Raw genomic sequence first — 26,647 nt, 5'->3', positions numbered from 1 at the left:
CCCCTATGAATAAGAAAGTAATTCTGATGATTTTGGATGGCTGGGGAATTGCCTCCAACCCGAAAGTGTCTGCTGTTGACGCAGCCAACACCCCTTTTGTAGATTCGCTCTATAAAAAATATCCACACAGCAAGCTTCAGGCTTCAGGTCTTTTTGTCGGGTTACCCGACGGACAAATGGGAAATAGTGAAGTAGGGCATATGAACCTCGGAGCCGGAAGAGTAGTGTATCAGGATTTGGTAAAGCTCAACAAGGCGGTCGAAGAAAATACACTTGGCGATAACGAGGAGCTGGTCAAAGCACTGGATTATGCAAAGAAGAACAATAAGAAGGTGCACTTCATTGGGTTAGTTTCCGATGGCGGTGTTCATTCACACATTATGCATTTGAAGGGGCTATGCTCTCTGGCCCATGAAAAGGGGCTGGAAAAAGTATTTGTGCACGCCTTCACTGACGGCCGTGACTGTGATCCAAAGTCGGGGCTTGGCTTCCTGAAAGACCTTCAGTCGCATATGAGCAAAACTGCCGGGGCCATTGCAAGCATCACTGGGCGCTACTTTGCCATGGACAGAGACAAGCGTTGGGAGCGGGTGAAGCTAGCCTACGATGCTATGGTGAACGGTGAGGGCAAAAAAACTGGCGATGTGCTGAAAGAAATGCAAGCCTCATACGATGAAAATGTTACTGACGAATTTATCAAGCCGATCATACATACGGACGCCGCTGGGAAACCGCTGGCTGTTATAGAAGAAGGAGATGTGGTTTTGTGCTTCAATTTCCGTACCGACAGAGGAAGGGAGATTACCGAAGTGCTCACCCAAAAAGACTTTCCAGAGCACGGCATGAAGAAATTGCCGCTGTACTATGTGACCATGACCAACTACGACGACACCTTCAAAGACGTGAAAGTGTTGTTCGATAAGGACAACCTGGTCAATACCCTTGGCGAGGTACTGGCTGCCCACGGCAAGAAGCAAATCAGAATAGCAGAAACAGAGAAATACCCTCACGTTACGTTTTTCTTTTCCGGTGGAAGGGAAGAGCCGTTTGATGGAGAGAAAAGGCTTCTTTGCCCGTCGCCTAAAGTGGCTACGTACGATTTGAAACCCGAGATGAGTGCGGAGGACATTCGTGACGCTATCATCCCGGAGCTAAAGAAACAAGAAACTGACTTTGTTTGCCTCAACTTCGCCAACCCCGACATGGTAGGCCACACCGGAGTGTTTGAAGCGGCAGTGAAGGCGGTGGAAACTGTTGATCGTTGTGCTGAGGCTGTCGTAACTGTTGCATTGGAAAATGGCTACAGCACTTTTATCATAGCCGACCACGGCAACTCCGACATGATGATCAATGAAGACGGGTCACCCAACACAGCCCACACCACCAACCCTGTGCCATGTATTCTCGTAGACAAAGACTATCGTGGCCCGATTAAGGATGGAAAACTCGGAGATTTGGCGCCAACGATTCTTAAGATGATTGGCATTCCAAAGCCAGCAGAAATGACTGGCGAAGAACTTATATGAGGAATATTGTTATCGGCTCACTGATGTTGGGTCTGGCGCTGAGTGGCTGCGAAAGCAGCTCTTCAGCGAAAAAAATTTCGGCTTACTTTGATGTGGCTGAGTTGTTTCTGTCGCAGGCTAAACTTATAAAAAACGTTTCGTTTGAAAAATCTGCCTCTATTGACAGCCTTACTGAAACGAAAACGCTAAAGTTTGATAGCCTTGAATGGACCAAGGAGCTATCAATGTTCATTAATATGGACATTAACAAAGCAGTGCTGGTCGGGGCGTTCAGTGAGGAAAAGACCAATTCATCTGATGGAAGCAGCGTTCTTTACAAAAAGAAGCCAGAGGTTGAATCTGGTGTGCAGTGGATGAAGCTTGATTATGATAGTCAGGGCAATGTGGTAGCTTTTTCGGGCCGATTCGAAGAGGAAAACGCATTGTACCAAAACAGTCGTGAGCTATTTGCCACCTTTGCTGCCCAAAACGGCGTGTCCACTTTGGAAAGCTACCGCATCAAAGGCTTTCAAAAAATATTGATGAAGGACACTGTTAACTATCAAATTGAGGCAAAGGCACTCAATTAAAGGTTCTTGAAGGCTTGCATGAATCCCATGTTTGCCTTTTTGTCTTTTACGATCATATAAGGAATCTCTTTATTGGCCCGTAAGAGCTCAACAGCCACACTTCCCATAAGCAAGGCAGCAACCATGGTTCTCCCCTTCGAACCGAGGATAATCATGTCGGCGGCTTGCACTTTGGCCTCCGTAAAAATCACATCAGCTGGCTTGTCATCTTCATCAAGATTAAAAACTTGTATCACATCGTCTTCATTGATTTGGCACGCATTTAAAAAAGTCTTCATCTGCTTTTCGGCATTGTGCTTCATAATGATGGCAAAATCAACGTACTCCTTGCCAGTGTAGTGATAGCCAACGGGAACTTTGTAGACATTTTGAAGAAGAACCTCCACATTTCCCAATTTTTTTAAGGCCATGGCCACATCAACTGCCATGGCAGAGTTTTTGGAAAAATCGACAGGTACCATCACCTTTTCTAGTTTGAAAGAAGCGTTTTCAGGCACAAACAGCACGGAAGCATGGCAAATGGCAGTGATTTTTGCTGCATTGGTGCCGGAGCCTTTTAAAGATTTTTTGAGTCCCATCACAATCAGATCTATTTCCTTCACCTGTGACCATTTCAAAATTTGTTCAGTCTCGTTGCCATCTTTCACCACTGCCTCATAAGGCGTGTCACATTTATTCACAAAATACTTGGAGGCCTCGTCATTGATTCCTTTTTCGAGTGCCTCATCCGCCGGCCCGGTGATGTTCGGGAACATTTTCTTGATCTCTTCAGGAATCTCCAGCTTTTTTGAGACATGGATAAAGTAGACTTTTGCGTTGGGAAGCGCTTTGCTAAGATGGGCTGTATACTCCATCAGAGTCTGATCGATGGGTGACAAGTCTAGGCAAACAAGAATTCGCTGAAGTGGGTACATGACGGATTGATTATAATGGCACTTTTGACTTAATAGAATATTTGTCTCAAGAATAGCTTGTCCCCGAAATGGGTAAGCAAACTGAACAATATCCAGACATGAATATTTGTCATATTTCTGATAATTACAATGAATTTTATAAGAGTCATTGATGATTTCCGTCAGGCCGTCGAAATTGTCATTCGATTTCTCTCTCGATTCGGGGATTAGGTTCTTAACTTTGCGCCGAACAAAACTTTTTGTTTCTACCCAATGTATTACTTAAGGTTTTGAATATTGTTTGATATAAGTAGCTGATGGCAAGAAGTAACTCACGGTTCTCCACCCTTGAAAAAGAAGAGAAGCGCCCCCTCAATAAAGATAATTTCAAAAAGCTTTTAGGTGTTTTCAGATTTATTTTGCCCTATAAGGCCGGGTTCATAGCAGGCTTGGTGCTATTGCTTTTTACAAGTGGCATACTGCTGTCCTTTCCTTACGTGGCTGGTAAGCTCATCGATGTTGCCTCCGGCAAGGGGTCGTGGTTGCTCAACGACATCACGTCGATTGCCCTGGCACTCATTGGGATTTTGCTGGTGCAAAGCATTGTCTCCTTTTTTCGGGTTTATTTCTTCGCAACCGTGTCTGAGCGCACAGTCGCCGACATAAGAACCCACCTTTATCAAAAGCTTATCAGGCTGCCCATTACCTTTTACGACAGCAAGAGAACAGGAGAGTTGATCAGTAGAATCACTTCGGACGTGACCATGATTCAGGATACATTTACTGTAACCCTGGCGGAGTTGATTCGTCAAACATCAATCTTGATTATTGGCCTTGGGCTGATTTTTTACACGATGCCGTCGCTGAGTGTTTTTATGCTGGCCACTTTCCCGGTGTTGATTCTGGCAGCGATGTTTTTCGGCAGGTTTATCCGGAAAATGTCAAAAAAAACCCAGGACGCTCTGGCCAACGCCAGCGTAGTGGCCGAAGAGACGCTCCAGTCTGTTCATACAGTAAAAGCTTTTACTAACGAGCAGTATGAGATCAAAAGGTACCGGGCGTCAATGTCGGCTGTAGTAAAGGTGGCCTTGAAAACCGCTACTTACCGGGCCGGCTTTATCTCTTTTGTAATTTTTGCCCTGTTTGGCGGCATAGTCGGCGTAATGTGGTACGGTGCCACGCTCGTTCAAAACGGAGAGCTGACGGTTGGTGATCTGCTTTCATTCGTGCTCTACACCACTTTCATCGGTGGGTCAATTGCCGGCCTCGGGGATCTGTTTGGTCAGATACAGAAGGCAATTGGTGCTTCGGAGCGGATCCTGGAAATTCTTGAGGAAACTGAGGAGGTCGAAAGCAAGGAGCAGGAATCGATCAGTATACAAGGTGAGATTGCTTACGAAAATGTGACTTTTAGCTACCCAACCCGCAAGGAAATGCCAGTGCTGAAGAACATAAGCTTCCACGTGCCTCATGGTAGTAAGGTGGCGCTGGTAGGTCAAAGTGGAGCGGGTAAGTCGACAATCATTCAGCTGCTGATGAGGTTTTATCAGCCAGATACGGGAAAAATATTGATTGATGGAAAGGACAACCAATCCTATTCTATTTCAGCTTTGCGGAAGCACATCGGTATTGTGCCTCAGGAGGTGATTCTTTTCGGCGGCACTATTTTAGAGAATATTCGCTACGGTAAACCCGACGCCACAGAAGACGAAGTAGTGGAAGCTGCCCGGCAGGCTAACGCCCTGGACTTTATCCTAAGCTTTCCCGAGCAGTTTGATACCATTGTGGGCGAACGGGGCATAAAGCTTAGCGGAGGGCAGCGGCAGAGGATTGCCATCGCCAGGGCTATTTTGAAAAACCCTTCGATTTTAATACTTGACGAAGCCACCAGCTCGCTGGATGCCGAGTCGGAGCGACTGGTGCAGGATGCCCTGGAGAAACTCATGAAGGATCGCACAACGGTCATCATTGCCCACCGATTGGCTACGATTAGAAAGGTGGATCGAATTTACGTGATAGGTGACGGGCAAATTACTGAGCAAGGGACTCATGACGAGTTGACGAACGATGAGGAGGGGAAATACAGTCAACTGGTGAAGCTTCAACTCGAAGTGTCCTAATCACTTTCAGTCTAATCAGGAGCTTTGTATATTGTTCAAAAATTACTGTACAACCAAACACCCGGTAGCATACAGGAATGTCAGAATTAATTTTAAAAGAAACACTCAAAGGACACCGACTGCGAAACACGCAATGCAGGGCGGATATACTGGCTATATTCTATGAGCACGATTTTGCCTTGTCGCATGCCGATATTGAGGACAGGGTAAGCGAACATTACGACAGGGTGACTGTGTACCGAACGCTAAAGACCTTTGTAGATAAAGGTTTGATTCATAAAGTTCTTGATGATAACGGAGCTCAGAAATATGCTTTGTGCAATGCCGACTGCTCCGAGGACTTACATAAGCACGAGCATGTTCACTTTAAATGCATCAGGTGTGGGCTCACAACTTGCCTCGACGAATCAGACATTCCTGGAATAAAACTACCGGCCGGGTATGTCTTGATGGATGTAAGCATGCTGGTGACTGGCTATTGCAAAGACTGCCAACAATAACTCAAACTGGCATTTCCTCCCGCTCTTCTTCGTCAATAAACACCAGCCTTGGATTGCCGTCTGGCAGGCAAACGCCCGGGGGAAGATCAATTTCCGGTGGCCCTTTCACTGTAATACCTCCGTCGTCGTCATCGTCATGCCCGCCGACATCTTTATTTCTCTTCTTCATAAGAGTGACCATCAGATACACAAGTATCAGATAAGCAATCCCAACAAGGATAAGGTCTAAAGTATAACCACCTAGCATACAGCTCTTTTATACAATGATTTTACAAAAAAACCCTAGTATTATCAAATGAAATGAATTAATTCAAACAATTTAGTTCACCTCAAATAGGATTTCCGACAAGGTCAGCTATCCTAATGATATTCATACGTATTTTGAGAAACTTTTAAATTGTACATTTCTAATATAATCCACTCTTTTGACTATCGGCGTGGTTTTTTATATTGCCTAATTCTTGTTTTATTTGCCGGTCGTTTGAAAAAAACCGCAGCTATTATTTTCTTTACAATGCCTTTTTTGACCTGTGTCCTAACGCCTTTTGTTTATGCTTGATCAACTGCTAGCCAACAGTGAAAACCTCTTGTACGGCATTTTCGGTATTGTAATCACTATCTTTTTAATTCTTGATCTAGGCGTCTTTCACAAGAAACCAGGAAAGATTAGCCAAAAGGATGCGCTTCAGCAGTCGCTGTTTTGGGTTGTTGTTTCTATTATTTTCGGTGGCGTTATTTATTTCTACTATGAAAATCCCGTGCCTGGCGTTACGCCCTATGAAAGTATGCTTGAATTTTACTCGGCATATCTCACAGAGAAAGCACTAAGTATTGATAATATATTTGTTATTCTTCTTATCCTTCGCTACTTCAAAGTGAAGGATGAATACTATCATGGCATTCTTTTTTGGGGGATATTGGGCGCCATCATTTTCCGGGCAATATTCATTTTCGTCGGAGCGCTTTTGATCAGCAAAGCACATTGGATTCTGTACGTCTTCGGCGTGTTTCTTGTCTATTCAGGGCTTAAAATATTCAAGGATGATGAGGACATGGAAATTGAGCCAGAGAAGAATCCCCTCATTCAACTTGCCAGAAAGTTCTTTCCCATCTCAAAAGGAGACATGGGCGGCAGGTTTGTCATCTTCAAACAAGGTAAGCTTATATTTACGCCACTTTTTCTGGTTATTATTCTTATTGAATCTACCGACCTCATTTTTGCCGTAGATTCCATTCCCGCTGCGTTTGCGATTACTCAGAACCCGTTCATCATCTACACATCCAATATCTTTGCCGTGATGGGCCTAAGGGCGATGTTCTTCCTGCTGTCTAACGTGCTTGATAAGTTTTATCTGCTTCAAAAAGGCCTGGCGATCATCCTCATATTCATTGGAGCGAAGATGCTGGTGGACATTTTCAGTATTCACGTCCCCGTGATATGGTCATTCAGTATGATTTTGGTAGTGTTGATAGGATCTATCATACTCTCACTTATCTTCCCGAAGAAACCTGAATTGGTAAACAACTAGCAGTTGTAGCTGAGCTATTTTTTGAAACCTATTTGTGCGGACTTCCACCCCTGACTTTCGAGCTTGGTGGCACTGTCCTCGACTGTAGATTTTAGTTTGTCTTTGTAGGCCTGCAAGGCGTTGGCAATCTTGTCATCAAACGTAGAAACAATCTCAGCTGCAAGTATGCCAGCATTTTTGGCTCCGTCCAGTGCTACTGTTGCTACCGGAATACCGCCAGGCATTTGTAGAATAGAAAGGATAGAGTCCCAGCCGTCAATAGAATTCCTGGATTTGACCGGCACCCCAATCACAGGTAAGGTGGTGATGGAAGCGACCATGCCTGGGAGGTGCGCTGCGCCGCCTGCACCGGCTATAATTACTTTCAGGCCTCGCTTGCGGGCTTCTTCAGCGTAGGAAATCATTCTGTGTGGGGTGCGGTGTGCTGAGACAATGGTTACTTCGCATGGAACGCCAAGCTCTTCCAGTATTTCTGCTGCCTCCTGCATCACAGTGAGGTCCGACTGGCTACCCATGATCACACCTACAATTGGTTTTTTATCTTCAGCCATTTTATGCCTTTATTTTCAGTTTATCTTTTACCCAATAAGCCAGGGTTTTCAGGTCTTCAGCGCTTTCGTTGACTATCGTCACGTGCCCCATTTTTCTAAAAGGCTTTGTTAGCCTTTTGCCATAAAGGTGAGGATGTACCCCTTCTTTTTGCAGCACCTCTTCCAGTCCTTCGTAAACAGCTTCTCCCTGAAAACCTTCCTCTCCGAGCAAGTTGACCATAGCAGCCGGAGTATGGGCCCTGGTGCTTCCCAGGGGCCACCCTAAGATGGCTCTCAAGTGCTGCTCATATTGCGAGGTAATATTCGCCTCTATCGTCTGGTGTCCGCTGTTGTGAGGCCGGGGGGCAACTTCATTAACGAGAATTTCGTGATCCCTGGTGAGAAACATCTCCACAGCCAGCAACCCCACCATGCCAAGTTTGGTAATTACTTTTTCAGCGAGAGCTCTGGCCTTCTGTTCCACTTCGATTGAGATCTGGGCTGGCGAGAACAAAAACTCAACGAGATTCGCCTCTGGATGATAAACCAATTCCACTACAGGAAAGGTTTTGATCTCGCCCTGCTCATTTCGGGCGACAATTACGGAAAGCTCTTTCTCAAAATCTATCAGTTTTTCCAAAAGCCCAGGTTGGTCAAATGCTTTTGTCAAGTCTTTTTCGGACCTGATTACCTGAACACCACGGCCATCATAGCCTTCTCTTCCGAGTTTGTTTACTGCTGGCAGAAAGTCGGCTTGGGCGGCTACATCGGCCGCATTTTCAGTCAGCACAAATTCTGCCGTGGGAATTCCCTCCTTTTTATAAAACTGCTTTTGAAGTCGCTTGTCCTGTATCAACTCAATAATATGGGGCTGAGGAAAAACCTTTTTTCCCTCTTCTTCCAATTTTCTGAGCGCTTGGGTGTTTACATGTTCAATCTCTATGGTAACAACATCACAGTCTTTACCAAACTGATAGATCGTGTCGAAGTCTTTGAGATTGCCGTTAACAAATCCGTCTACGAGGTCTTTGCAGGGAGCTGAAGGGTCAGGATCGATTACTTTGAAAGGGATGTTAAAATCGATGCCGGACTGTATGAGCATGCGCCCAAGCTGGCCACCACCTAGAATGCCAATTTTTCTGTTTACTGTTGCCATGGTTTGATGCAGCGAAATTAGGGAATTATTTCTATTCCTATGTTCTTCATCAGTTGTGAGGCGTTGAAGCTTTTGCAGGGCCCCTCGGTCAGCTTGTAGTCGAACAGCAGCTCATCGCCCTTCACAAGGCTGTTAAAGCTGAAGTTGGTTACAAGAGGGTCAGTATTGCCCAGCTCGCTTAAGGAGAGGTCGTGTGTAGAAATAAAGCCTGCCGCCTTTTCTCTAAGAAGCTGCCTCACAAGGGCCTTTGTGCCAATATGCCTGTCCTCTGAGTTGGTGCCTTTCAATACCTCGTCGAGCATGTAGAGAACCGGAGCTCCCGTTTCCAATAGATCTAAGAGCTGCCTGAGCCGTTTTAGCTCTGCATAAAAAGACGATACGCTTTCCGATAGGTCATCGTGGGTGCGCATGCTGGTGAAGAGCTCCATATAGGAGATAGTCATGCTGTTGGCGCAAACCGGGGCTCCTGCCAATGCCAGTACCGAATTTACCCCCACTGTTCGCAGGAAAGTGCTTTTTCCTGACATATTGGATCCTGTTATCAATATTAATCCCTTGCCATCAAGCACAAAATCATTTACAACTCGCTTCTTAGCTGGAATCAAAGGGTGGCCCAGCTGACTGGCTTTTAGGTCAAAATCCCAACCAGATGTTTCAGGGTAGACATAGGCCGGGTTGGCAAAGGCAAACCCTGCCAGGCTACTAATGGCTTCCATTTCACCCAGAGCTTCCATCCAACCGCCCACGTGATCAATGTTTTCGTCAAACCATTTCTGCGCCAGTGTAATAAGCCAAAAGTCGAGAAGAAGAAATGAGTTGAGAATTTGATAGAGCATGTTGATCCGGCTGTCGAACCGATTTACCACGTCGTGCAGTTTTTTGAAGGCGACGGACGCCGAGGGCCCGGGGTTTAATAAAATGGATTGATGGTCACGAAGCAAGCTGTTTTCAAACTTGCCCGTTTCAATACAGTTGAACAAATCTACATAGACGGATAACTGTTTTGACAGGCCCTGCATTTTTTGATACTCTTCGTTCATTGACTTCATCAATGCAACGAGAAAAAAGCTATTGAGGATTGCTGCGAGAAACACCCACTGCCAAACCACCACTGACAAGATCGCCAATCCGTAAATGACCAGCGAAACAGCCATAGAAGCGGCTGCCCAAATTTTAAAGCCTTGAGAGATGGGGGCTGGTTTTGACAAAAGCTGCTCTAAGGGCACTACGGGCTTTGACTTATCCGGTAGATTCATCCTCCCAAAGGCCTCAAACGACTGCCTCCATTCGATTTGACTTTCAAGCTCACGAACAGCCTGCTGCCTTGGGCTAACAACATTGGCTTTTGCGGGAAAGCTTAGCCACGAAGCAAGGGTGGCCGTCCCCGGCGGCGTCGATCCACGGTTGACAAGCTGAAAAATGGAATGCCGCCCGAAAATATCTAGATCGGCTACGTAAGGGTGATTTTCGCTGAGGAATTCTTTGCCATCCGAAAGGTGCTTGATGTCGAGCTGCTGCCTTCTGACTTCATCTTGATTGACCGCCAGCATCGACTTAAGAAACGAGAGCTTCTTTTTCGTTTTGTTGTACACATTTACAAGGGAGCCAAAAATCAAAAAGAAGCCCACGAGAACAAAGAAAACCGGCCCCGCCATTCTCTCATTGGCGAAATAGACTAACGCAATGATGGATACCACGAAAATGCCTATTCTATAGGTAGACCACTCCCTGAGCTTACCGGCAACTTCTGATGTCTGACGTTCAAATTTGGTAATACGAGCTTTGAAAAACGCTTCTTTTTCGTCCATTTCTACGATTTGTTCCTATGATAACAAATTGTATACGGCCAATGCGGACAAATAGGCCAACGCAGACATATAAAATAATTGGATGGCAGGCCATTTCCAGCCTTTGGTCTCCCGATAAACGATGGCGATCGTGCTCATGCACTGCATGGCGAATGCATAAAAGACCAGCAGAGAGAAGGCAACAGCCGTGGTAAACATGGGGCCGCCGGTCTTCGGATTTTTTTCTTTTTCCAGTCTTTGTCTGATGGTTGTATTGTCTTCTCCTGCCGAGCCCACGCTATATATGGTGGCAATTGTTCCTACGAATACTTCCCTGGCAGCAAACGAGGTGATAAGGGCAATACCAATTTTCCAATCATAGCCCAGGGGAGCAATAACCGGCTCTGTAACCTTGCCCAGGTAACCAGCATAACTGTGCTCAAGCTTATAGGAAGCAACCCTGTCATCCATTTCCTCTTCCGAAAGATTCAGATGAGCGCTCTCTTTTTGTACGGTCTCTTCGGCCTTTGTGAGAGCGTCGCCTGGTCCGTAGGAGGCAAGCACCCATAATACTATAGAAATCGCCAAAATCACCTTCCCCGCCTCGAAGACAAAGGTCTTTACTTTTTCAACGATGGTGATACCCACATTTTTCCATCTCGGCATTCTGTAAATCGGAAGCTCCATGAGAAAGAAGCTGCGTTCTTTCATTTTCATAATGAGCTTCATTACATAGGCGGAGAGCAAAGCGGCAATAAAACCTAGCAGGTACATCCCCATCAGGGCCACTCCCTGCAGACTGAAGAACCCGAGAACTGAGGTAGAAGGCACTACAAGGGCAATCAATATGGTGTAAACCGGCAGCCTTGCCGAACAGCTCATCAGGGGCGTTACCATGATGGTCACGATCCTGTCTTTCCAGTTATCGATGTTTCGGGTGGCCATCACTGCTGGAATAGCACAGGCAACTCCTGAAATCAAGGGAACTACACTTTTTCCATTCAGGCCAAACTTTCTCATGATCTTGTCCATGAGAAAAACAGCCCTTGCCATATAGCCTGATTCTTCAAGGATGGCGATGAAGGCAAACAGGAAGGCAATTTGGGGAATAAAGACAACTATGCCGCCAATGCCGGGTAAGATGCCTTCAGTGATTAGTCGATTGAGAATGCCGTCAGGCAGAACAGACCCTACAAAATCTGACAGCGCAGAAAAAGTCAAGTCAATAAAATCCATCATCGGTTCCGCCCACGCAAAAATTGACTGAAACATCAGGAAAAGCACCAGAAAGAAGATCAGGTAGCCCCATACCTTGTGTGTCAAAACTCTGTCGAGCTTGTTTGAAAACTGGCGTTGCTGCTGAGTAGGCTTTCTGCTGAGCACCTTGGCAAGAATACCATCAATCATTGAGTAGCGCTCAAGCGTTTCATGAGCCTGAATAACCCTCACCTCAAGGTCGTGCTTCTGAATAATGTGCTTGGCAATCGATTCGCCGTCACCGTTGAGGCTGGGCAAAGTGGGGGAGTTGATCAGGTATTGGTATGCCTTGTAGTTGTGATCCAGCTCCAGTTGTTCTTTGGTTTCCTCTATTGCCTCGGGAGCTAACGCCAGCACGTCGTAAAGGGGCGGGGTAACCGGGCCTAGAGGAATAGTTAGTGCATTTTTTAGTCTGTCGAGCCCGGCGCCCGTTCTGGCGTTGATTGAAACAACCGGAACCTCGAGCACCCTGCTCAGAGCGGTGGCGTTAATGTCCAGCCCTTTCTGGCTGGCCACGTCCATCATGTTGAGGGCGAGAATGACCGGAATGCCGAGGTCGTGAACTTCAGTAAAAAGTAAAAGGTTTCTTTTAAGGTTGGAGGCATCGACAATGACTATGACGACATCAGGGTAGTCGGCTGAATTTTCGTTGAGCAGCGTGTCCACCACCACCTGCTCATCCATCGAACGGGGATAAATGCTATAAGTACCTGGTAAATCAAGCACCTCTATCGCCTGACCATTGGGCAGCTGTGCCTTGCCTACCCTTTTGTCAACCGTTACTCCGGGGAAATTGCCAATTTTTTGATTGAGACCAGTGAGGTAGTTAAAAAGCGATGATTTGCCCGCATTAGGGTTTCCTACGAGCGCAACTTTAACTTTATGTGAATCAGGCATTCTTTAGAGGAGTGAAATAGTCGATGCCTCGTTCTTTCTCATGGATAGGTTATAGCCAGAAACTTCTATGCAAACCGGATCACCAAAGGGGGCAATAATCTTCATAATAACTTCCGTACCAGGCAAAACACCCATTTCTAATAACTTTATGGAAAGCTCCTGATCAGAAAATCCTGTAACAGTTCCCCTTTCTCCCGGACGCATATCAGCTACTGTTCTCATCCTCTATTCTTATTTAGATTAGTTCAAAATTGCTAAATTTGTTTCGGTTTTCAAACCTGATTCTTGTCATTCATTCAAATTCACATGAAAAAACAAAGAAAAGAGAAATCCGAAGGCCGAAATAAGGAAAACGAAAGGCCAAAAAAGCTGACTTCTGTCAGGCCTGATAAAAATCAGGAGACTGAGGAAGAGAGTAAGTTTGGCGGCATTCCAGAAAGGGATTTTAAGAAAAACCTTGGGTGTGGCTAGGCCTTAAAAGCTCAGATACTCTCTCTTTACTCGCTCAGACACAGAAGTGAGGATTTCATAGGGAATCGTGTCTGCCCATTCTGCCACTTCTTTTGCCGATGGATGCTCACCAAACACTATTACCTCGTCACCCTCCCGTACATCAACACCCGTTACGTCCACCATTGTCATGTCCATGCAAACGCTGCCAATGGTAGGCAGCAGTTGCTCGTTAATCAGCACCTTCCCTTTGCCATTTCCCAGCGATCTGGGGTAGCCATCAGCGTAGCCGATAGCAATGGTAGCCACATCGGTGTCGTTATTGGTTTTGCCAGCCCGGCTGTAGCCAACAGTTTGTCCGGCTGCCAGCCGCCGGACTTGAGACACCACAGTTTTTAGCCTTGCCACTACGGTGAGTTGCCCTTGCTCCTCTTCCGTAGACTCGATGCCATGCAGGCCAATGCCTACTCTTACCATATCAAACTGATACGATTTGAATCGGCTGATACCTGCTGTGTTCACCAGATGGCGGATGGGTTTGTAGCCAAGGTGCTGGGACAACTGTTCGTAGCAATCAAGAAAGGTCCTGGCCTGAACATGAGTGAAGTCGTCAAAGGCGTTGTTTTCGGAGCCAGCCAGGTGAGAAAAAACAGAGGCTACTTTGATGTTTGGATATCGATCGAGCAGCTTCACAACAGTCTCTATTTCACTGGTAGCGAAGCCGAGCCTGTGCATGCCAGTATCCACTTTAATATGAATAGGGGGAGCTTCACTCTTGCCCTGTGACCACTCGCCATAGTTTTGCAACTGCGAGAGCGAGAAAATTTCTGGTTCCAGGGAATATGCTGGCAGTTTATCAAAGCTTTCTTCAGGTGCATTCATTACCATCACCGGGAGATGAACTCCCTGTTCACGTAGTAAAACACCTTCGTCGGGGTAAGCGACAGCCACATAGTCGGCCTTCAGGTATTGAAGTGTTCGCCCTATTTCACCGCTTCCGCTTCCGTAGGCGAATGCTTTCAGCATCACCATGGTTTTCACTCCTGGCTCAAGAATGCTTTTGTAAAACTGAAAATTGTGCTGCAGCGCTTCCAGATTTACCTCCAGCACAGTTCTATGCACTTTGGCTTGTAGCCTCTTCACAATCTCTTCAAACCGGAAACTGCGTGCTCCTTTAATCAGTACTGTTTGCCCAGCGAATTGTTTTTCTTTTATCTGCTCCAGAAATGCTTCCGTGGATACATAAGGCTCACAGGCCATCCTAAAAGCATCCCTATTGGCGGAGATAGTCGGGCCAATGGCCACTAATTTTGAGACACCCTTGCTCACCAGCATGTCGTTCACATGCTGGTACAGCTCCTTTTCATTTTCACCAGCCTGGAGTATGTCAGAAAGAACAACAGAGATTGGCTTGCCGTGGCTATGGGTGATAGCCAGGTCAAGTGCTGCTTCCAGTCCTTGAAAATCGTTGTTGTACGAGTCATCGACCAGCCTACTGCCAAAAACTCCCTCTTTCAGTGACAGCCGCATCGGGATGGCAGACAACACTGATACCTGCCGGGCCAGGATGCTCTGATTGATACCCATTTCGAGTGCAGCTACCACGGCATGGCAAAGGTTTTCAACCGATTTGTCATCTGTAAAAGGCAGGTCAATCTCAACCTTGCCCATTTCCCATGCTAGCTTCAGTTTGCTTCCAACTGTACTAACGGTATATTTTGCGCCCTTTCCCTGCCCCCAGCCTATTCCGGCTACTCCCGGCAATACATTGCCTGACAGGAACCTGTCTATAGCGAAATGATCTGTGCAGTAAATTAGCTTTTTGCAGCCCTCAAAGAGCTTCATTTTTTCAGCAAGCTTTTGCTCCCGGGATGTGAAAAGTGCGTCGTGAGCGGGCCCAATATTGCTGATGATGCCGATGGTGGGCTGGATAATGTTTTTAAGGCGAGCCATTTCGCCTGGTTGTGAAATACCTGCCTCGAAAATTCCGGCTTCGTGGTGCTCGGCCAGCGGCCATACCGACAACGGCACTCCAACTTGCGAATTCCAGCTTTTTGGGCTTTTGACAACGGAAATACTGCTGGCCAGTAGCTGATACAGGTATTCTTTCACAATGGTTTTTCCATTGCTTCCGGTGATAGCTACTACAGGCAGGCTGAACCGCCTTCTGTGGGCAGCTGCCAGCTCCTGCAATGTTTGCAGGGAGTCGCTTGTGAGAAAGAAAGAGGCGTTTTCAAAACGCTCAATATCCTTTGGCAAAGACTCCACCACAAACAGTCTCCAGCCTTTTTGATATGCCTCCCAGAGAAAAGAGTGGCCGTCGTGGTTTGGCCCTTTAATAGCAAAATAAACAGCCCCCTCACCAGAGAATACTTTGCGTGAATCGAGTGACAGCGACAGGATTGCTGAGGGAGTATCAACACCACTGATTTTGCCTTTACAAAGCTTTGGCAGGTCGGAAAATAGTATGTTTCTCCTCATAGCGTCAACTCCATTTCCCATTGATCTACCTGGTTTTCGAATCCCACGTTCAGCAAAAAACCTGCAATGTCTTTTGCAGCTTCAGGGATGTTAATGGCAGTCAGGTTTTTCTTTCCACTTTGAATATATGCTTCATAAACTAGTCGTGTGCCAATGCCCTTTCTTCTTAAGCTGGCATCAACAGCCATGCGTGTTATCCTTCCGGATTGAGCCTGAAAAATAATGTAACCAACCACCCTGCCGGCTCTAAGGCACTCCACGAAGGTTTCTGAGGCTGCATTGTATTCCAATTGATCAAACGTGTCAGAAAACGAAGTTTCCACGCTGTCCAGTTGCTGGTACAAATCTTTCCTGCTGAGGGAGCCACAGGCAATCAGAAATTCGTCTTGGTTTAGATTAGAAGGCTCAAGAACCTTGTTAAGCTTATAGCAATTGTAGAAGCCCACTTTCCGAAAACCAATCTCTTCATAAACATTGATGGCGACTTCATTGACAGTAATTACCTCGAGCACACATCTTTTTGCCTGCGTGGCAGCTTTCTCCCGAAACGCCAGATACAATTGTCGGGTCAGGCGGTTGCCTCTGTGCCCGGGAATCACCCCTGTTCCGCCATTGTAAATACTGGTAATGTCTTTGTATTCGTTCAGGCTGTGAAATATAAAGCCGACCAGCTTCTGACCTGAAAACGCCCCAAACGAAAGGTCAAATCTGATATTCAGCTTGCCAAGCATCCTCTTTTTGAAAAGAGAATAGCTAAGCTGCATAGGCACGGGATATTCAGAGAACGCTTCCAAAAACGACCTGTGCATTTGTCTCAGGTCATTGTGCTGGAGCGGGCGAATTTCGTATTGACTCATTAATGCAGCATTGCGCCATTGGGCACTTTTAGTTCGGGAGTGCAAAGTACAATATCACCTGATTCGTTAGCAAACCCGGTAACAAGTACTTCTGACATAAAATTCGCTATTTGCTTGGGAGGGAAGTTGGTAACACACACAATTTGTTTCCCAACCAAATCTTCCGGAGTATAGAGCGCTGTGATTTGAGCGCTGGATTGTTTCACACCTAGCTCTGCGCCAAGGTCGATTTTAAGAATATAGGCAGGTTTTCGTGCCTTTGGAAATGGCAACACTTCCACAATGGTTCCGACTCTTATGTCTACCTTTTTAAAGTCACTCCAGTCAATCATGGTTTAGTAAATTATACGAAAGTCAAAAAAAATATGTTAAATCTAATATTAAGGGATGAAAGGTAAATGTTAGATGCACGCATTAGGAATCTTAAACAAAATTTTAGTATCTTGGTTTCCCTTTCAGGTCTAAAGCACATATGATTTATACCAAGAATATTTTCAGATCACTACTACTTGCGGGCTGTATCTGCCTGCTTCCTTCTTTGGCGTCAGCATCTGTAGAAGATGGGAGCGAAGACAAGTCAAAAGACAATAAGGAGCAGTGCGATCAGGAAGATAAGGACAAGAAAGCAGCAGAGGCTGCTGTGGTGAAGGAAAAGCCAAAGGCTGTTAATTATACTGCTTCAAGTCAGAAGAGTCGTGAAATTGTGCCAGGTTTGAGCAACAAAGCTGATTCGTCTTCGGTGCTTTCTTATAACTTCATATTCTATCTGGTGTACAAGTTTAAGTACTCAGAATCGGAAGAAGAGTTTTCTCAGGAATCGAGAACTACAGACTAAAAATATAAAGGGCTTTTCAGCCCTTTTTTTATTCCAGGAACCGCCTTATTGGATAGTGACATTGAAAGGAGGTGCTGTTTCAACGTCCGTTTCGCCTGCCGCATTGGTAGCATCGCCATCCCTTACACCCGCCGCAGTTTTATTGGGTTCGTGTCTCAAAATCACAGTCAGCGTCCCTGAACCGGCCACTCCCGCAACAAAAGTATTCTGCAAACCAATCGGATATCCGTCAGCATCCTGATCGTCGTATGTTGTTGTCAACTCAAGGCCATCGCCCGTGATAAAAAAGAACTGATGCTCGGTTCCTTCCTCACTCACCTCAGCTGAAATGTCGTCAGCGGGTGTGGTTGATTCATTGAGTAATTCTACGGACACAGCATAAGTTTTCCCAGCCTCCAGCGAGATGTCGTCCACTGTTGGCAGGTTGGCTCCGTCTCCATCGGCATCTTTCCATTCCGCCACGAAAGAGTTAGAACCCTCCGTAAATGTGAGCTTAACAGTGGTGATAAGCTCTTCTTCATTCTCAATAACCGGATCAGCGTCATCGTTACAAGAACCTAAAAGCAACAGTGTTGCAAAAAGAAAGCTCGAAGCAAATAGTGTTTTCATCGTTGTTAAATTAAAATTTATAGTTAAACCTGATAGTGACTGTTCTTCCCAGTTCGTCGGCATAGTACCTGAACCGGTTTAGGTATTCTCTGTACGAAGTATTGAGGAGGTTAGTGCCCTCAAGGTAAATTTCGTAGTCATTGCCAAAAAGCTGGGATCCGTAGCCCACGTTGAGGCCAAGCAGCTGATATCCTTTTGGCGGATCTACATAATCGACCCCGACTGGATAGCGGTTTTGTCTGCGCACAAGGCTATGCGAGGCTGAAACAAAAAATGTCTTCTTAGACTGGAATGGATAGCTCCAGGTGACACTGTTTTGGATACGGTCTCCGGGCATAAAGATGAGATAATCATCTTTCAAAACGTCTTTAGCACGGATAATGGAACCCTTGAGGTTGTATTGCCATTGCTTGCTCAATTGAGCCGACACAGAAATGTCTGTCCCTGCCATAAAGGCGTCCGTTTGCACGTAAGAGTATACGGGAAAAGCTCCCCGGATAGTCAGCCGTGGTTCCGGCTGTGGCTGTAGATAGATGTAATTGTCAATCTTTTGTGCATACATCGCCACCTCGGCTGACCAAATGCCTTTGCGAATCAGCAGCTGGTTGACCCACTTCAGTGCCTGCTCAGTGTCAAGTTCTGTATTGCCTTCCTCTATGGTGGCTGCTCCATGGTGAAGTCCCTGGCTGTAGAGTTCACTCACATTCGGTGGCCGCCAGGCTGTGCCAAGGTTGGAGGTAACCTTCCATCCATCTGCTGGCTTTAGCACTAAGCCTACTGATCCTGAGAAGTTATTGAAATTGTATTTAGGTCTTATTACTTCGTTGTTCTCGTCAAAAGTAAATACCTGAAAAGCTCTATTGTCAAACCTTAGCCCGGCCTCTATCTCCCAGCGATCGTCCATCCACCTTTCGATGACAAACATCCCTGACGTGGCACTGTTGTAGTTGGGGATCAACGGCTTGATTCCCGTGCCAGGCACGTTCCTGTTTTCCTGGTATATAAAGCTTCCGCCGATTTGCCCTCTAAGCTTTTGCCACGTACGTTGTTCCCAAATAAGGTCGGTTGAGTGGGTAAGCAGGTCCATGTGCAAAGCGGGCGTTTCTCCCCTTCCTCCACGCCTGATGTCAAACTCCTTACGAATATTTCTTTGGTAGCCGTACACAAGTTTGATATCACCCAGACGACCTTTCTTTCCAAGAGTTGCCTTTGCCAAATCGTGACTTATCTCCTGCCTTGGGTTGTCGATTTTGTAGGAAAAGTCTTCTACAATGAGCGGTCTATCGCTTTCAAAGGCCGCCTGAAGATCGGTTAGGTTGCCAATGTGAGCGCTTCGTAAAATACCAAGCTCAGTGGTAAACTTGCTGTAATAGGCCTCCGCCAACCAGTCGTTCTTTTTGTATCCAATGGCTCCTGAAAAATCCGCCTCTTTTAAACCAGTATTGGTGAGCATGTAGTCGGGTGCTTTGAAGTCGCCGGCACGACGCCCCGTCGCCTGTAGCCTCCATGCCACCGATTCAGCTTTGCCCAGCCCCCCCTGAAAGGTTGTCGACGCCGACCCCATTCTCCCATTGTCGGCAGCCATCAGCCTGAGGTTACCGTGGAGGTGCTTATGCTCATAGGGCAAAGCCGGTGGTTCCACCACCACAATGCCGCCAATAGCTTCCGGCCCGTAACGAACAGCGGCGGCGCCCTTTACCACCGAAATTTGTGTGGCCATCATTGGGTCTATTTCAGGAGCGTGCTCAGTTCCCCATTGTTGACCTTCCTGCCGAAGGCCATTGTTGAGGATGAGGATTCTGTTGCTGTGGAGCCCATTAATGATTGGCTTGGAAATGGTTGGGCCTGTTTTGAGACTTGAGACTCCGGGGAGCTCCTGCAAGCTTTCTCCCAATGATTTTCCGCTGGCTCTGGCCAACTGGGTTTCGGATAGCGTTACTTCTGACTGTGTTTTGTCAGGCGAAATAGCTTCACCCTGCACGGTTACCTCGTCTATCAACATGTCATCTTCCTCCATCAAAACGAAAAGTTCGTTCTGTAGCGGAAGAGTGACGGTCATGTGTTTTTCTTTATAGCCCAGGTAATGAATGTCAGCGGTGAAGGTGCCTGCGCATAGCCCTTTTATATTAAACCTTCCCTTTTCGTCGGTGGTAGTTCCTTTTTCGGGACCTACTAACCAAATAGCAGCTATGGGTAGCGCCTCTTTGGTTGTCATGTCGAGGACGGTGCCCTGCAAAGTTAGGTTACAGGGCTGGCTTTGAGCGAAAACGACGCTCGCCTTTGCCATAACCAACACACATGTAAACGCTACGATTTTCTTGCTCAAGCCAGTTGAATCAAACTCTGTAAAGAACAAAAGTAGGGCGAGGGAATACTAAATGCAACAACGTTGCAAAAAACAAATTCACTATTCTTTGAATGGTAAAGCCTGGTAGTTTTCAGACACTCTTTACCACCAGGCTTTCAATGTCTTTTAGTGTGATTTTGCCTTCATAGTAGGCTTTCCCGAATATGACACCATAAACACCGATGTCGGCCAGGCGCTTGATGTCATCAACATTGCGAACGCCGCCGCTGGCAAATATGTGGAGGTTGGGGAAGCGGGCTACCAGTTGCTCAAACAGGTCGAAAGACGGGCCTTCAAGTACCCCATCTCTTGAAATGTCGGTAGTTTTAAGGTATTTGAGGCCGTTTTGATAAAAGAAGTCAATATGCTCAAACAGGTCTATGCTGGTATCTTTCAGCCAGCCGCCTACCCGAATCTGCCCATTGAGCGAGTCGGCCCCAAGCGCAATCTTATTTCTGCCATAGGACATCAGCCATGAGGTGAAAAGCTCTGGCTTGTAAACGGCCATAGTGGCGGAAGTAATGCTGTCTGCACCGAATTCAATTAGCTTTAAAATATCACCGTCAGTGTGAACGCCACCAGCGTAGTTAATTTTAAGATTGGTGTGGCCGGCCATGGCTTCCAGTACATGGTAGTTGACGGGGCTGCCTTTTTTTGACCCCTCAAGGTCAACCAGGTACACCCTTTCGATGCCATGTTGTTCAAACTGCATTGCAACATCCAAAGGAGGCTCATCATAAATGGTCTCACTGGAAAAGTCTCCTTTAGTAAGGCGCACTGACTTTCCCTTCATCACTGTTATGGATGGTACAAGTTGTATCATATATATAAATTGTTGAGCCCGTGAAAATAGTAAACTTTAGTGGTAGAGACCCTCGCCTTTAATTATATTTTCCAGAATTCGGTCAGGGATTAAAGCTACCAGAAATGTTTGTTTAGCGGGGCCGCAATACAAACTGAACAGAAAATACAAAATCTATTTGAGCTCCACAAGCTTGAAGCCCTGGCCATGCACGGTAAGAATTTTGAGGCGTTCGTCTTCTTTCAGGTATTTGCGAAGCTTCGCAATGTATACATCCATACTTCTGGCGTTAAAATAGCTGTCGTCGTGCCATATTTTCATGAGCGCCTCTGCCCTGTCAACCGTTTTGTTGAGGTTTTGGCAGAAGAGAAGAAGAAGGGCATTTTCCTTTGAAGTAAGCTTGATTTCTTGCCTGGGGCTTTTCAGCAAATTAAGGTGGGCGTCAAAATATAAGCTGCCAATTTCGAACTGAAGGTTCGTTTCCTCACCATTACCATGCACATGAGTCCTTCTAAAGATCGCCTTCATTCGAAGAAGTAGCTCTTCCATTGAAAACGGCTTTGTTAAATAATCGTCTGCACCAATCTTCAGGCCTTCGATGGTATCATCTTTCATCGATTTGGCCGTTAAAAAGATAATGGGAATGGTTTTGCTTTTCTCTCGTATTTCTCTGGCAAGGGTAAACCCGTCCTTCTTAGGCATCATCACATCGAGAATGCACATATCGAAGCTATTGCGGGTAAAGGTGGTAAACCCGGCCTCCCCATCGGTGCAGAGTGTTGGTTCGTAGCCCTTTACCTCCAGATATTCTCTTAGGATCTGGCCCAAATTCGGATCATCTTCAACGATTAATAATTTAGGCTTCACTTCCATAGGGTAGATGTATTTCGAATGTACTTCCTTTTTTTAGCTCACTTTTTACTTCGATTGTGCCTCCATGCGCTTCTACCATAGTTTTCACGTAAGCAAGGCCAAGCCCAAAACCTTTAACGTCGTGCAGGTTGCCTGTAGGCACCCGGTAGAACCGGTCAAATATCTTCTGAGCAGACTCTTTGCTCATCCCCAGCCCATGGTCTTCCACCGTGATGACAACCCCATTTTTGCTATTAGAAGTTTTAACCAGAATTTCGGGGTCTTCGGGCGAATACTTATTGGCGTTGTCGAGCAGGTTATGTATGATGTTAGTTAAGTGCATTTGGTCCACGAGTATTTTGGCCGGATTTGCTTTCATCTCGGTGTTGATTGTTCCGTTTCTTTTTTGCACCTGAAGCGCCACATTGTCAATGGCCTTTTCGATAAGGTCATTGATGTCTACGCTCTCGAGTTTAAGCTTGAAATCTTTTCTGTCGAGTGCTGCCATTTGGAGCACTTTTTCTACCTGAAGGCCGAGGCGTTTGTTCTCTTCAGAAATAATTTTCAGGTAACGTTTTTGAAAGGTTGGCTGAACGGCCACCTGCTCATCCTGCAGGGCTTCGCAAGCCAGGGCGACCGTTGAGATAGGCGTTTTGAACTCGTGGGTCATGTTGTTAATGAAGTCGTTTTTTATCTCCGATATTTTCTTTTGCTTGATGATGGTTTGCACGGCATAGCCAAAGCAAAAAATGATGGTGACCAGAAGCACCGCTGAGGAAGCCATGCTGGTCCAAATCTTCTGAAGTAAAAACGATTTTTGATTGGGGAAGCTTATCAGAAGGGTACTGCCCTCACCCAGCAAGTCGTTGGGGAAGAGGCTGGCCCTGAATTCCGTGTGCCGCCTTGTTTTTGGTTGATAGTTGGTAGAGGCCAAAACAATCTTGCCTGACTCCTCATCAACAATGCTGTAGTCGTACTCGGTGTTAATACCTTTATTTTCAAGCTCCGAAACCAGCAGAGAATCAAGCTGATGTGGGTCGATCCTATTGGAGATGGTGGGTTTCTCAAAAAGCAGCTCGTGCAGCGCCACCTGGATCATTTCAGTTTTTTGAGCTGCTTTTTGTATGGTTTTCTTGTACTGCCCAATGGCAAAATGCGTAGAGTCGCCGATTTCTGAAGTAAATGTGAAACCGCTGAATCCGTCGCCGGGTGATGATGGCACTACAAGAACAGACGTGTCCTGAACGACATAGATATTATCACCTTCATTTGATTCGAATTGATACTGCACACTATAAGGGAGCTTTTTTGCCTTTTGAGAAGCTTCAACCGGTTCTTCTCCACTCTTCACCTCCCATTTTTTATAGGTACTCTCAATATACCTGACATTGCCCGGAGCCATGGGCGTGACACTTCTGAACTTGATATTGGAATTGAAATTGTCGAAAGCCACCAGCATGGCCTCTTGTCTTTCCAGCTTGTCCACGGCGTTGGTCAGGGCGGTTTGCACGTCCTTTCTGAAGCGCTCCTGATTCACCTCTATCACAGCATCAATCCAGTAAAGCTGGAAGGCTACCAGCCCAATAAGGGCTACGCTCATTAGCGCTATGATCCAACGAAGGGTGTTCTTACTCATGCTCCAAATTTACGCTCAAGATACCTAACTGGTTCGCTTTTAACCTTTTTTAACAACAATTAACCATGCTTTAACATCCCCGCTTTACTCATCGGAGTACATTTGGTTAAACACTACGAACTATGAAAACTATGACAGTAACAAAAAGAATAAGGCTTTTGCTCCCGGTCTTCGTATTGTTGGCTGGTGGAGCCTTGGCCCAAAAGCAAACCACTATTGAACAGGCAAAAGACAAAAGTATCCATGTGGAGTTGCGGACTGATGAAGACGGAAGCACCAAGACTTTCAAGAAGGAATATAAGACCAGAGAGGAGATGCTGGCCGACGACGAACTCAAGGCTTTTCTGGATGAGAATAAGCTGGATGTGCACTTTTACGACAATGATAAAGAAGAAGGCTTACATACCATCATTCTGGATCAGTCTCAGTCTCCGGGTGTAAAAGAGCGAATACACATTCTCTCGGACTCCGACTCACTAAAGTCTTTCTTTTTCAATGGCTCGGGAACATTTCAGTTCAATGGGACGGATGGAGCGCAATCATATGTTTTTAGGGCACCAGAAGACTCTGATGATGCTGTTTGGATGTTTGGAGGGATGGATAGCCTCTTCAGTACGAAGTTAACCCCATTTGATATCGACTCCCTGAGGGAAGTTTTCGGACAGCGGTTCGAAATGGGTGGTAGCAATGGTTACTTCTTCGAATGGGATAGTGAAGACGGCGACAAGCATGGGTCGACAATAGTGCTGCGAAAGAAAATAACCATCTCAAAAATAGAGGACAACGAAGCTTCGCTTGATCAGCTTCCGGCCAAAAAAATGGAAAAGCTTGAACCGCTGGACCTGGCCTATTACCCCAACCCGAATAATGGCAGGTTCACGCTAAATATGTCACTCAAATCAACTGATCCGCTACAGGTGTCTATTGTTGACCTAAGCGGGAAAACGATTTATGAAGAGGAAATTAAAACATTTGATGGCAGGTACTCGAAGGAGTTTAACCTCACTGACCAGCCAGCGGGCATTTATCTGCTTCAGGTGTTGCAGGGGAAAAGCAGGCTTGTTAGAAAAATAATGATCAATTAATAATTGCACGTATGTTTCAGAGAAAGGCACCGGGGCATTGCTTCGGTGTTTTTTATTTGGCGAAGTCCATTTCACTTTACCCGATTTTTTGTGATATTCAGGCATCTGTAAATCGAATAACTGGTTTGAAAAGCTTCGATCAATTGTCACTCAATCAAAAAATCAACAAGTTGTATGTTGAGGGAGAATTCCTGTTTGCGATCAGGTACTACGGACATAAAGTAAATCTCTATCAACTGGGTTCACAGCTTTTTGAGGTCTTCTACAACCACAAGTATGACAGAATTGACAAGATTGAACCCTTTGACGATAAAAGCACCAGAATAAAATTCTACGCAGACCAGATCAAGCTTCCTTTGCAGCTTTTTTAGCGGCAGCAGTCAGTAGCGCTTGGTGTAGTGCCACTACCTTAGGCACCAAAAGTTCCTGCTCGTTATTGTTGAGCATATAGTCGGCCAGCTTTTTTTTCTCCTCGTCTTTGAGCTGATTCCCGATGATGTCCCTCACCTGCTTTTCGTTGCGCTGGGGATCACGGGCCAGTACTCGACTTACTCTGAGTTCTTCCGGTGCTGTGACAAGCACAATGCTGTCCAGCGAGTTGTTTGAACCGGTTTCAAACAACAATGCCGCTTCTTTGATGACGTATGGCTGACTACTTTGAACGGCTACCCAGGAAGCAAAATCACGCCCGACAGCGGGATGTACCAGGCTATTGAGCTTTTGTAATTTGGAAGGATTTGAGAAAACTTCCTTTGCCAGAAAGCTTCTGTTGAGGTTTTGGTTGTCCGGATAGGCCTCTTCTCCGAAAGCCGCCTTTATTGCCTCAACAAGTCTTTTGTCTTCTACCATTAGCGACTTGGCTCTGTTGTCGGAGTTATAGACCGGCACACCAAGCGCCTCAAATATTTTGCACACGGTGGATTTGCCGGAGCCGATGCCGCCGGTAACGCCAACAAGCATGGGTTTACTGGTTGGCATGGCCGACCTTAAGTTTTTCAGGGAGCAGTTGAAGCTCGAGCACCTCCGAAGGCCTGAACAAGACAACAGGGGTGATGGTAGAGTCTTCGCTGTTGTACATTTTGAAATCGGCAGCAATGGAAAATGCTGAATCGCTGACCTGGCTGGCCAGATCGCCCTTGATGGTGTAAAAGACGTACGTGCTGGTGTCAGCCAGATAAGGCACTTTGCCCCGGTACCTGTTGGGGAAGTTAACCGGCTGAATTTCTACCAGCAGGGAGTCTCTTATGAATTCTTCGGCTCTGAACTTAACAGTCACTGACTTGGGCGTCGAACTCATCAGTCGATTGTCAGTCAGGGGCACCGCCAGCGACCGCTCAAAATCACCAGCGATGTCGCTGCGGTCAAACTCCAGTAGCCATGTGGACGGAAAGCGGTTCATAAGGCTTGATGGGCCTTCTATCAGCACACTGTCTGGTTCGTAAGTAATTGGGCTGGTGAGTCGGTAGTTTGTTGCAAGGGGAATGGTCAGGCTATCCACCACGGCCATTACCATTTTCTGAATTTTGGGCTCGACAGAAATAAAAAGTGTGTCTGTCACCACCCTGTTCAGGTCAATGTCTGTCAGCTGGTCTTTTATGATGTCGTAGAGGGAGTTTCTGGTGAGAAACTTTATTTCGGTGGGGTTGTCGAGTTGAATAATCAACGGGTCAACGTTGAACCAAAAGGTTTTGCGCAAGAGGTTCCAGCCCCCACTGGCCACGTCAATACGCACTTCATCGGGAAGCGGCTTAACAATTACGACACTGTCACGTGGAAAATCAAAAGCAATGGGGTAGCTGAGCCTGGCCTCGTAGTTTTTGTTGAGGGAGTTAAAAAACCAAAAGGTAGTAGCGGCTAAAACTGCCAATACTACTACCTTCCAATTTTCTCCAATCTTAAATGTAAAGATTTTTTTGTTTGCCATTCTAG

The 26,647-nt window shown here is 46.2% G+C and carries 26 protein-coding genes; 9 read left to right on the top strand and 17 right to left on the bottom strand.

Features of this window, described 5'->3' with window-relative positions:
- Positions 1 to 5 precede the first annotated feature (5 nt).
- Both gpmI and AAC052_RS09115 read left to right on the top strand, forming a co-directional pair.
- On the top strand, positions 6 to 1,526 hold the full coding sequence (gene gpmI / locus AAC052_RS09120) for a 2,3-bisphosphoglycerate-independent phosphoglycerate mutase (RefSeq protein ID WP_339812695.1): 1,521 nt from the start codon (positions 6 to 8) through the stop codon (positions 1,524 to 1,526).
- On the top strand, positions 1,523 to 2,095 hold the full coding sequence (locus AAC052_RS09115; RefSeq protein WP_339812693.1) for a hypothetical protein: 573 nt from the start codon (positions 1,523 to 1,525) through the stop codon (positions 2,093 to 2,095). The genes gpmI and AAC052_RS09115 overlap by 4 nt, the downstream gene beginning before the upstream one ends.
- Here the strand turns inward: AAC052_RS09115 and AAC052_RS09110 are convergent.
- Positions 2,092 to 3,009, bottom strand: coding sequence for a universal stress protein (locus AAC052_RS09110; RefSeq protein WP_339812690.1), 918 nt, complete (start codon positions 3,007 to 3,009; stop codon positions 2,092 to 2,094). The two genes, AAC052_RS09115 and AAC052_RS09110, sit on opposite strands and share 4 nt — an antisense overlap.
- 296 nt (positions 3,010 to 3,305) lie before the next feature.
- On the opposite strand from AAC052_RS09110, the gene AAC052_RS09105 reads away from it, so the two are divergent.
- Positions 3,306 to 5,108: an ABC transporter transmembrane domain-containing protein gene (locus AAC052_RS09105; RefSeq protein ID WP_339812689.1), complete on the top strand. Its 1,803-nt coding sequence runs from the start codon at positions 3,306 to 3,308 to the stop codon at positions 5,106 to 5,108.
- 77 nt (positions 5,109 to 5,185) lie between these two features.
- A complete protein-coding gene (locus AAC052_RS09100) occupies positions 5,186 to 5,608 on the top strand; it encodes a transcriptional repressor (protein WP_317489246.1) in 423 nt (140 codons plus the stop codon).
- A gap of 1 nt (position 5,609) precedes the next feature.
- Here the strand turns inward: AAC052_RS09100 and AAC052_RS09095 are convergent, their stop codons facing one another.
- Positions 5,610 to 5,777: a hypothetical protein gene (locus AAC052_RS09095; RefSeq protein ID WP_317489247.1), complete on the bottom strand. Its 168-nt coding sequence runs from the start codon at positions 5,775 to 5,777 to the stop codon at positions 5,610 to 5,612.
- A 382-nt stretch (positions 5,778 to 6,159) separates the two neighbouring features.
- Here AAC052_RS09095 and AAC052_RS09090 point away from each other — a divergent pair, with 382 nt between their 5' ends.
- The gene (locus AAC052_RS09090) at positions 6,160 to 7,137 is read left to right on the top strand and encodes a TerC family protein (protein WP_151997692.1); all 978 of its coding nucleotides are present in this window, start codon (positions 6,160 to 6,162) and stop codon (positions 7,135 to 7,137) included.
- A 14-nt stretch (positions 7,138 to 7,151) separates the two neighbouring features.
- Here the strand turns inward: AAC052_RS09090 and purE are convergent, their stop codons facing one another.
- Genes purE through AAC052_RS09065 form a run of 5 tightly spaced genes read right to left on the bottom strand, consistent with a single transcriptional unit; the run spans position 7,152 to position 12,986 of the window.
- A complete protein-coding gene (gene purE / locus AAC052_RS09085; RefSeq protein WP_339812684.1) occupies positions 7,152 to 7,688 on the bottom strand; it encodes a 5-(carboxyamino)imidazole ribonucleotide mutase in 537 nt (178 codons plus the stop codon).
- A gap of 1 nt (position 7,689) precedes the next feature.
- Positions 7,690 to 8,823 (bottom strand): 5-(carboxyamino)imidazole ribonucleotide synthase, encoded by a 1,134-nt coding sequence (locus AAC052_RS09080; RefSeq protein ID WP_339812683.1) that lies wholly within the window; start codon positions 8,821 to 8,823, stop codon positions 7,690 to 7,692.
- A gap of 17 nt (positions 8,824 to 8,840) precedes the next feature.
- A complete protein-coding gene (locus AAC052_RS09075; protein WP_339812681.1) occupies positions 8,841 to 10,631 on the bottom strand; it encodes a hypothetical protein in 1,791 nt (596 codons plus the stop codon).
- Positions 10,632 to 10,646: 15 nt separating this feature from the next.
- Positions 10,647 to 12,764 (bottom strand): ferrous iron transport protein B, encoded by a 2,118-nt coding sequence (gene feoB / locus AAC052_RS09070; RefSeq protein ID WP_339812678.1) that lies wholly within the window; start codon positions 12,762 to 12,764, stop codon positions 10,647 to 10,649.
- A gap of 3 nt (positions 12,765 to 12,767) precedes the next feature.
- On the bottom strand, positions 12,768 to 12,986 hold the full coding sequence (locus tag AAC052_RS09065; protein WP_151997687.1) for a FeoA family protein: 219 nt from the start codon (positions 12,984 to 12,986) through the stop codon (positions 12,768 to 12,770).
- Positions 12,987 to 13,070: 84 nt separating this feature from the next.
- Here AAC052_RS09065 and AAC052_RS09060 point away from each other — a divergent pair, with 84 nt between their 5' ends.
- Positions 13,071 to 13,235, top strand: a complete 165-nt coding sequence (locus AAC052_RS09060; RefSeq protein WP_317489252.1) for a hypothetical protein — start codon at positions 13,071 to 13,073, stop codon at positions 13,233 to 13,235.
- Between the two features lie 3 nt (positions 13,236 to 13,238).
- Here AAC052_RS09060 and AAC052_RS09055 read toward each other — a convergent pair whose 3' ends face one another.
- From AAC052_RS09055 to AAC052_RS09045, 3 genes are read right to left on the bottom strand one after another with little or no spacing between them, the layout of a single operon-like run.
- Entirely contained in the window at positions 13,239 to 15,716 is a 2,478-nt protein-coding gene (locus tag AAC052_RS09055) for a bifunctional UDP-N-acetylmuramoyl-tripeptide:D-alanyl-D-alanine ligase/alanine racemase (protein ID WP_339812676.1), read from the bottom strand.
- Entirely contained in the window at positions 15,692 to 16,552 is an 861-nt protein-coding gene (locus AAC052_RS09050) for a GNAT family N-acetyltransferase (protein WP_339812673.1), read from the bottom strand. Before AAC052_RS09050 ends, AAC052_RS09055 begins: the two co-directional genes overlap by 25 nt.
- A complete protein-coding gene (locus AAC052_RS09045) occupies positions 16,552 to 16,884 on the bottom strand; it encodes a tRNA-binding protein (protein ID WP_339812670.1) in 333 nt (110 codons plus the stop codon). The genes AAC052_RS09050 and AAC052_RS09045 overlap by 1 nt, the downstream gene beginning before the upstream one ends.
- Positions 16,885 to 17,024: 140 nt before the next feature.
- Here AAC052_RS09045 and AAC052_RS09040 point away from each other — a divergent pair, with 140 nt between their 5' ends.
- On the top strand, positions 17,025 to 17,387 hold the full coding sequence (locus AAC052_RS09040; protein ID WP_317489256.1) for a hypothetical protein: 363 nt from the start codon (positions 17,025 to 17,027) through the stop codon (positions 17,385 to 17,387).
- Positions 17,388 to 17,432: 45 nt separating this feature from the next.
- Here AAC052_RS09040 and AAC052_RS09035 read toward each other — a convergent pair whose 3' ends face one another.
- The 5 genes from AAC052_RS09035 to AAC052_RS09015 form a co-directional block, all read right to left on the bottom strand.
- Complete coding sequence (locus tag AAC052_RS09035) at positions 17,433 to 17,996, bottom strand: hypothetical protein (RefSeq protein WP_317489257.1); 564 nt, start codon at positions 17,994 to 17,996, stop codon at positions 17,433 to 17,435.
- Positions 17,997 to 18,006: 10 nt separating this feature from the next.
- Positions 18,007 to 20,283: a TonB-dependent receptor gene (locus AAC052_RS09030; RefSeq protein ID WP_339812669.1), complete on the bottom strand. Its 2,277-nt coding sequence runs from the start codon at positions 20,281 to 20,283 to the stop codon at positions 18,007 to 18,009.
- 151 nt (positions 20,284 to 20,434) lie between these two features.
- Positions 20,435 to 21,166, bottom strand: a complete 732-nt coding sequence (locus AAC052_RS09025) for a 1-(5-phosphoribosyl)-5-[(5-phosphoribosylamino)methylideneamino] imidazole-4-carboxamide isomerase (protein ID WP_317489259.1) — start codon at positions 21,164 to 21,166, stop codon at positions 20,435 to 20,437.
- Between the two features lie 153 nt (positions 21,167 to 21,319).
- Complete coding sequence (locus AAC052_RS09020; RefSeq protein WP_339812668.1) at positions 21,320 to 22,018, bottom strand: response regulator transcription factor; 699 nt, start codon at positions 22,016 to 22,018, stop codon at positions 21,320 to 21,322.
- Positions 22,002 to 23,633, bottom strand: coding sequence for a HAMP domain-containing sensor histidine kinase (locus AAC052_RS09015; protein ID WP_339812667.1), 1,632 nt, complete (start codon positions 23,631 to 23,633; stop codon positions 22,002 to 22,004). Before AAC052_RS09015 ends, AAC052_RS09020 begins: the two co-directional genes overlap by 17 nt.
- Before the next feature lie 122 nt (positions 23,634 to 23,755).
- On the opposite strand from AAC052_RS09015, the gene AAC052_RS09010 reads away from it, so the two are divergent.
- Together AAC052_RS09010 and AAC052_RS09005 are read left to right on the top strand one after the other, a co-directional pair.
- A complete protein-coding gene (locus tag AAC052_RS09010) occupies positions 23,756 to 24,718 on the top strand; it encodes a T9SS type A sorting domain-containing protein (protein ID WP_317489262.1) in 963 nt (320 codons plus the stop codon).
- Between the two features lie 11 nt (positions 24,719 to 24,729).
- Positions 24,730 to 25,089, top strand: coding sequence for a hypothetical protein (locus tag AAC052_RS09005; RefSeq protein ID WP_317489263.1), 360 nt, complete (start codon positions 24,730 to 24,732; stop codon positions 25,087 to 25,089).
- Here AAC052_RS09005 and coaE read toward each other — a convergent pair.
- Positions 25,064 to 25,696: a dephospho-CoA kinase gene (gene coaE, locus AAC052_RS09000; protein WP_339812665.1), complete on the bottom strand. Its 633-nt coding sequence runs from the start codon at positions 25,694 to 25,696 to the stop codon at positions 25,064 to 25,066. The genes AAC052_RS09005 and coaE overlap by 26 nt on opposite strands.
- Positions 25,683 to 26,642: a hypothetical protein gene (locus AAC052_RS08995; RefSeq protein ID WP_339812663.1), complete on the bottom strand. Its 960-nt coding sequence runs from the start codon at positions 26,640 to 26,642 to the stop codon at positions 25,683 to 25,685. Before AAC052_RS08995 ends, coaE begins: the two co-directional genes overlap by 14 nt.
- Between the last annotated feature and the right edge of the window lie 5 nt (positions 26,643 to 26,647).

The sequence above is a fragment of the uncultured Imperialibacter sp. genome, from assembly GCF_963974565.1.
In the GTDB taxonomy this organism is placed as follows: domain Bacteria; phylum Bacteroidota; class Bacteroidia; order Cytophagales; family Cyclobacteriaceae; genus Imperialibacter; species Imperialibacter roseus.
The sequence above is the reverse complement of the archived record's forward strand: the minus strand, read 5'-3'. Positions and strand labels throughout refer to the sequence as shown.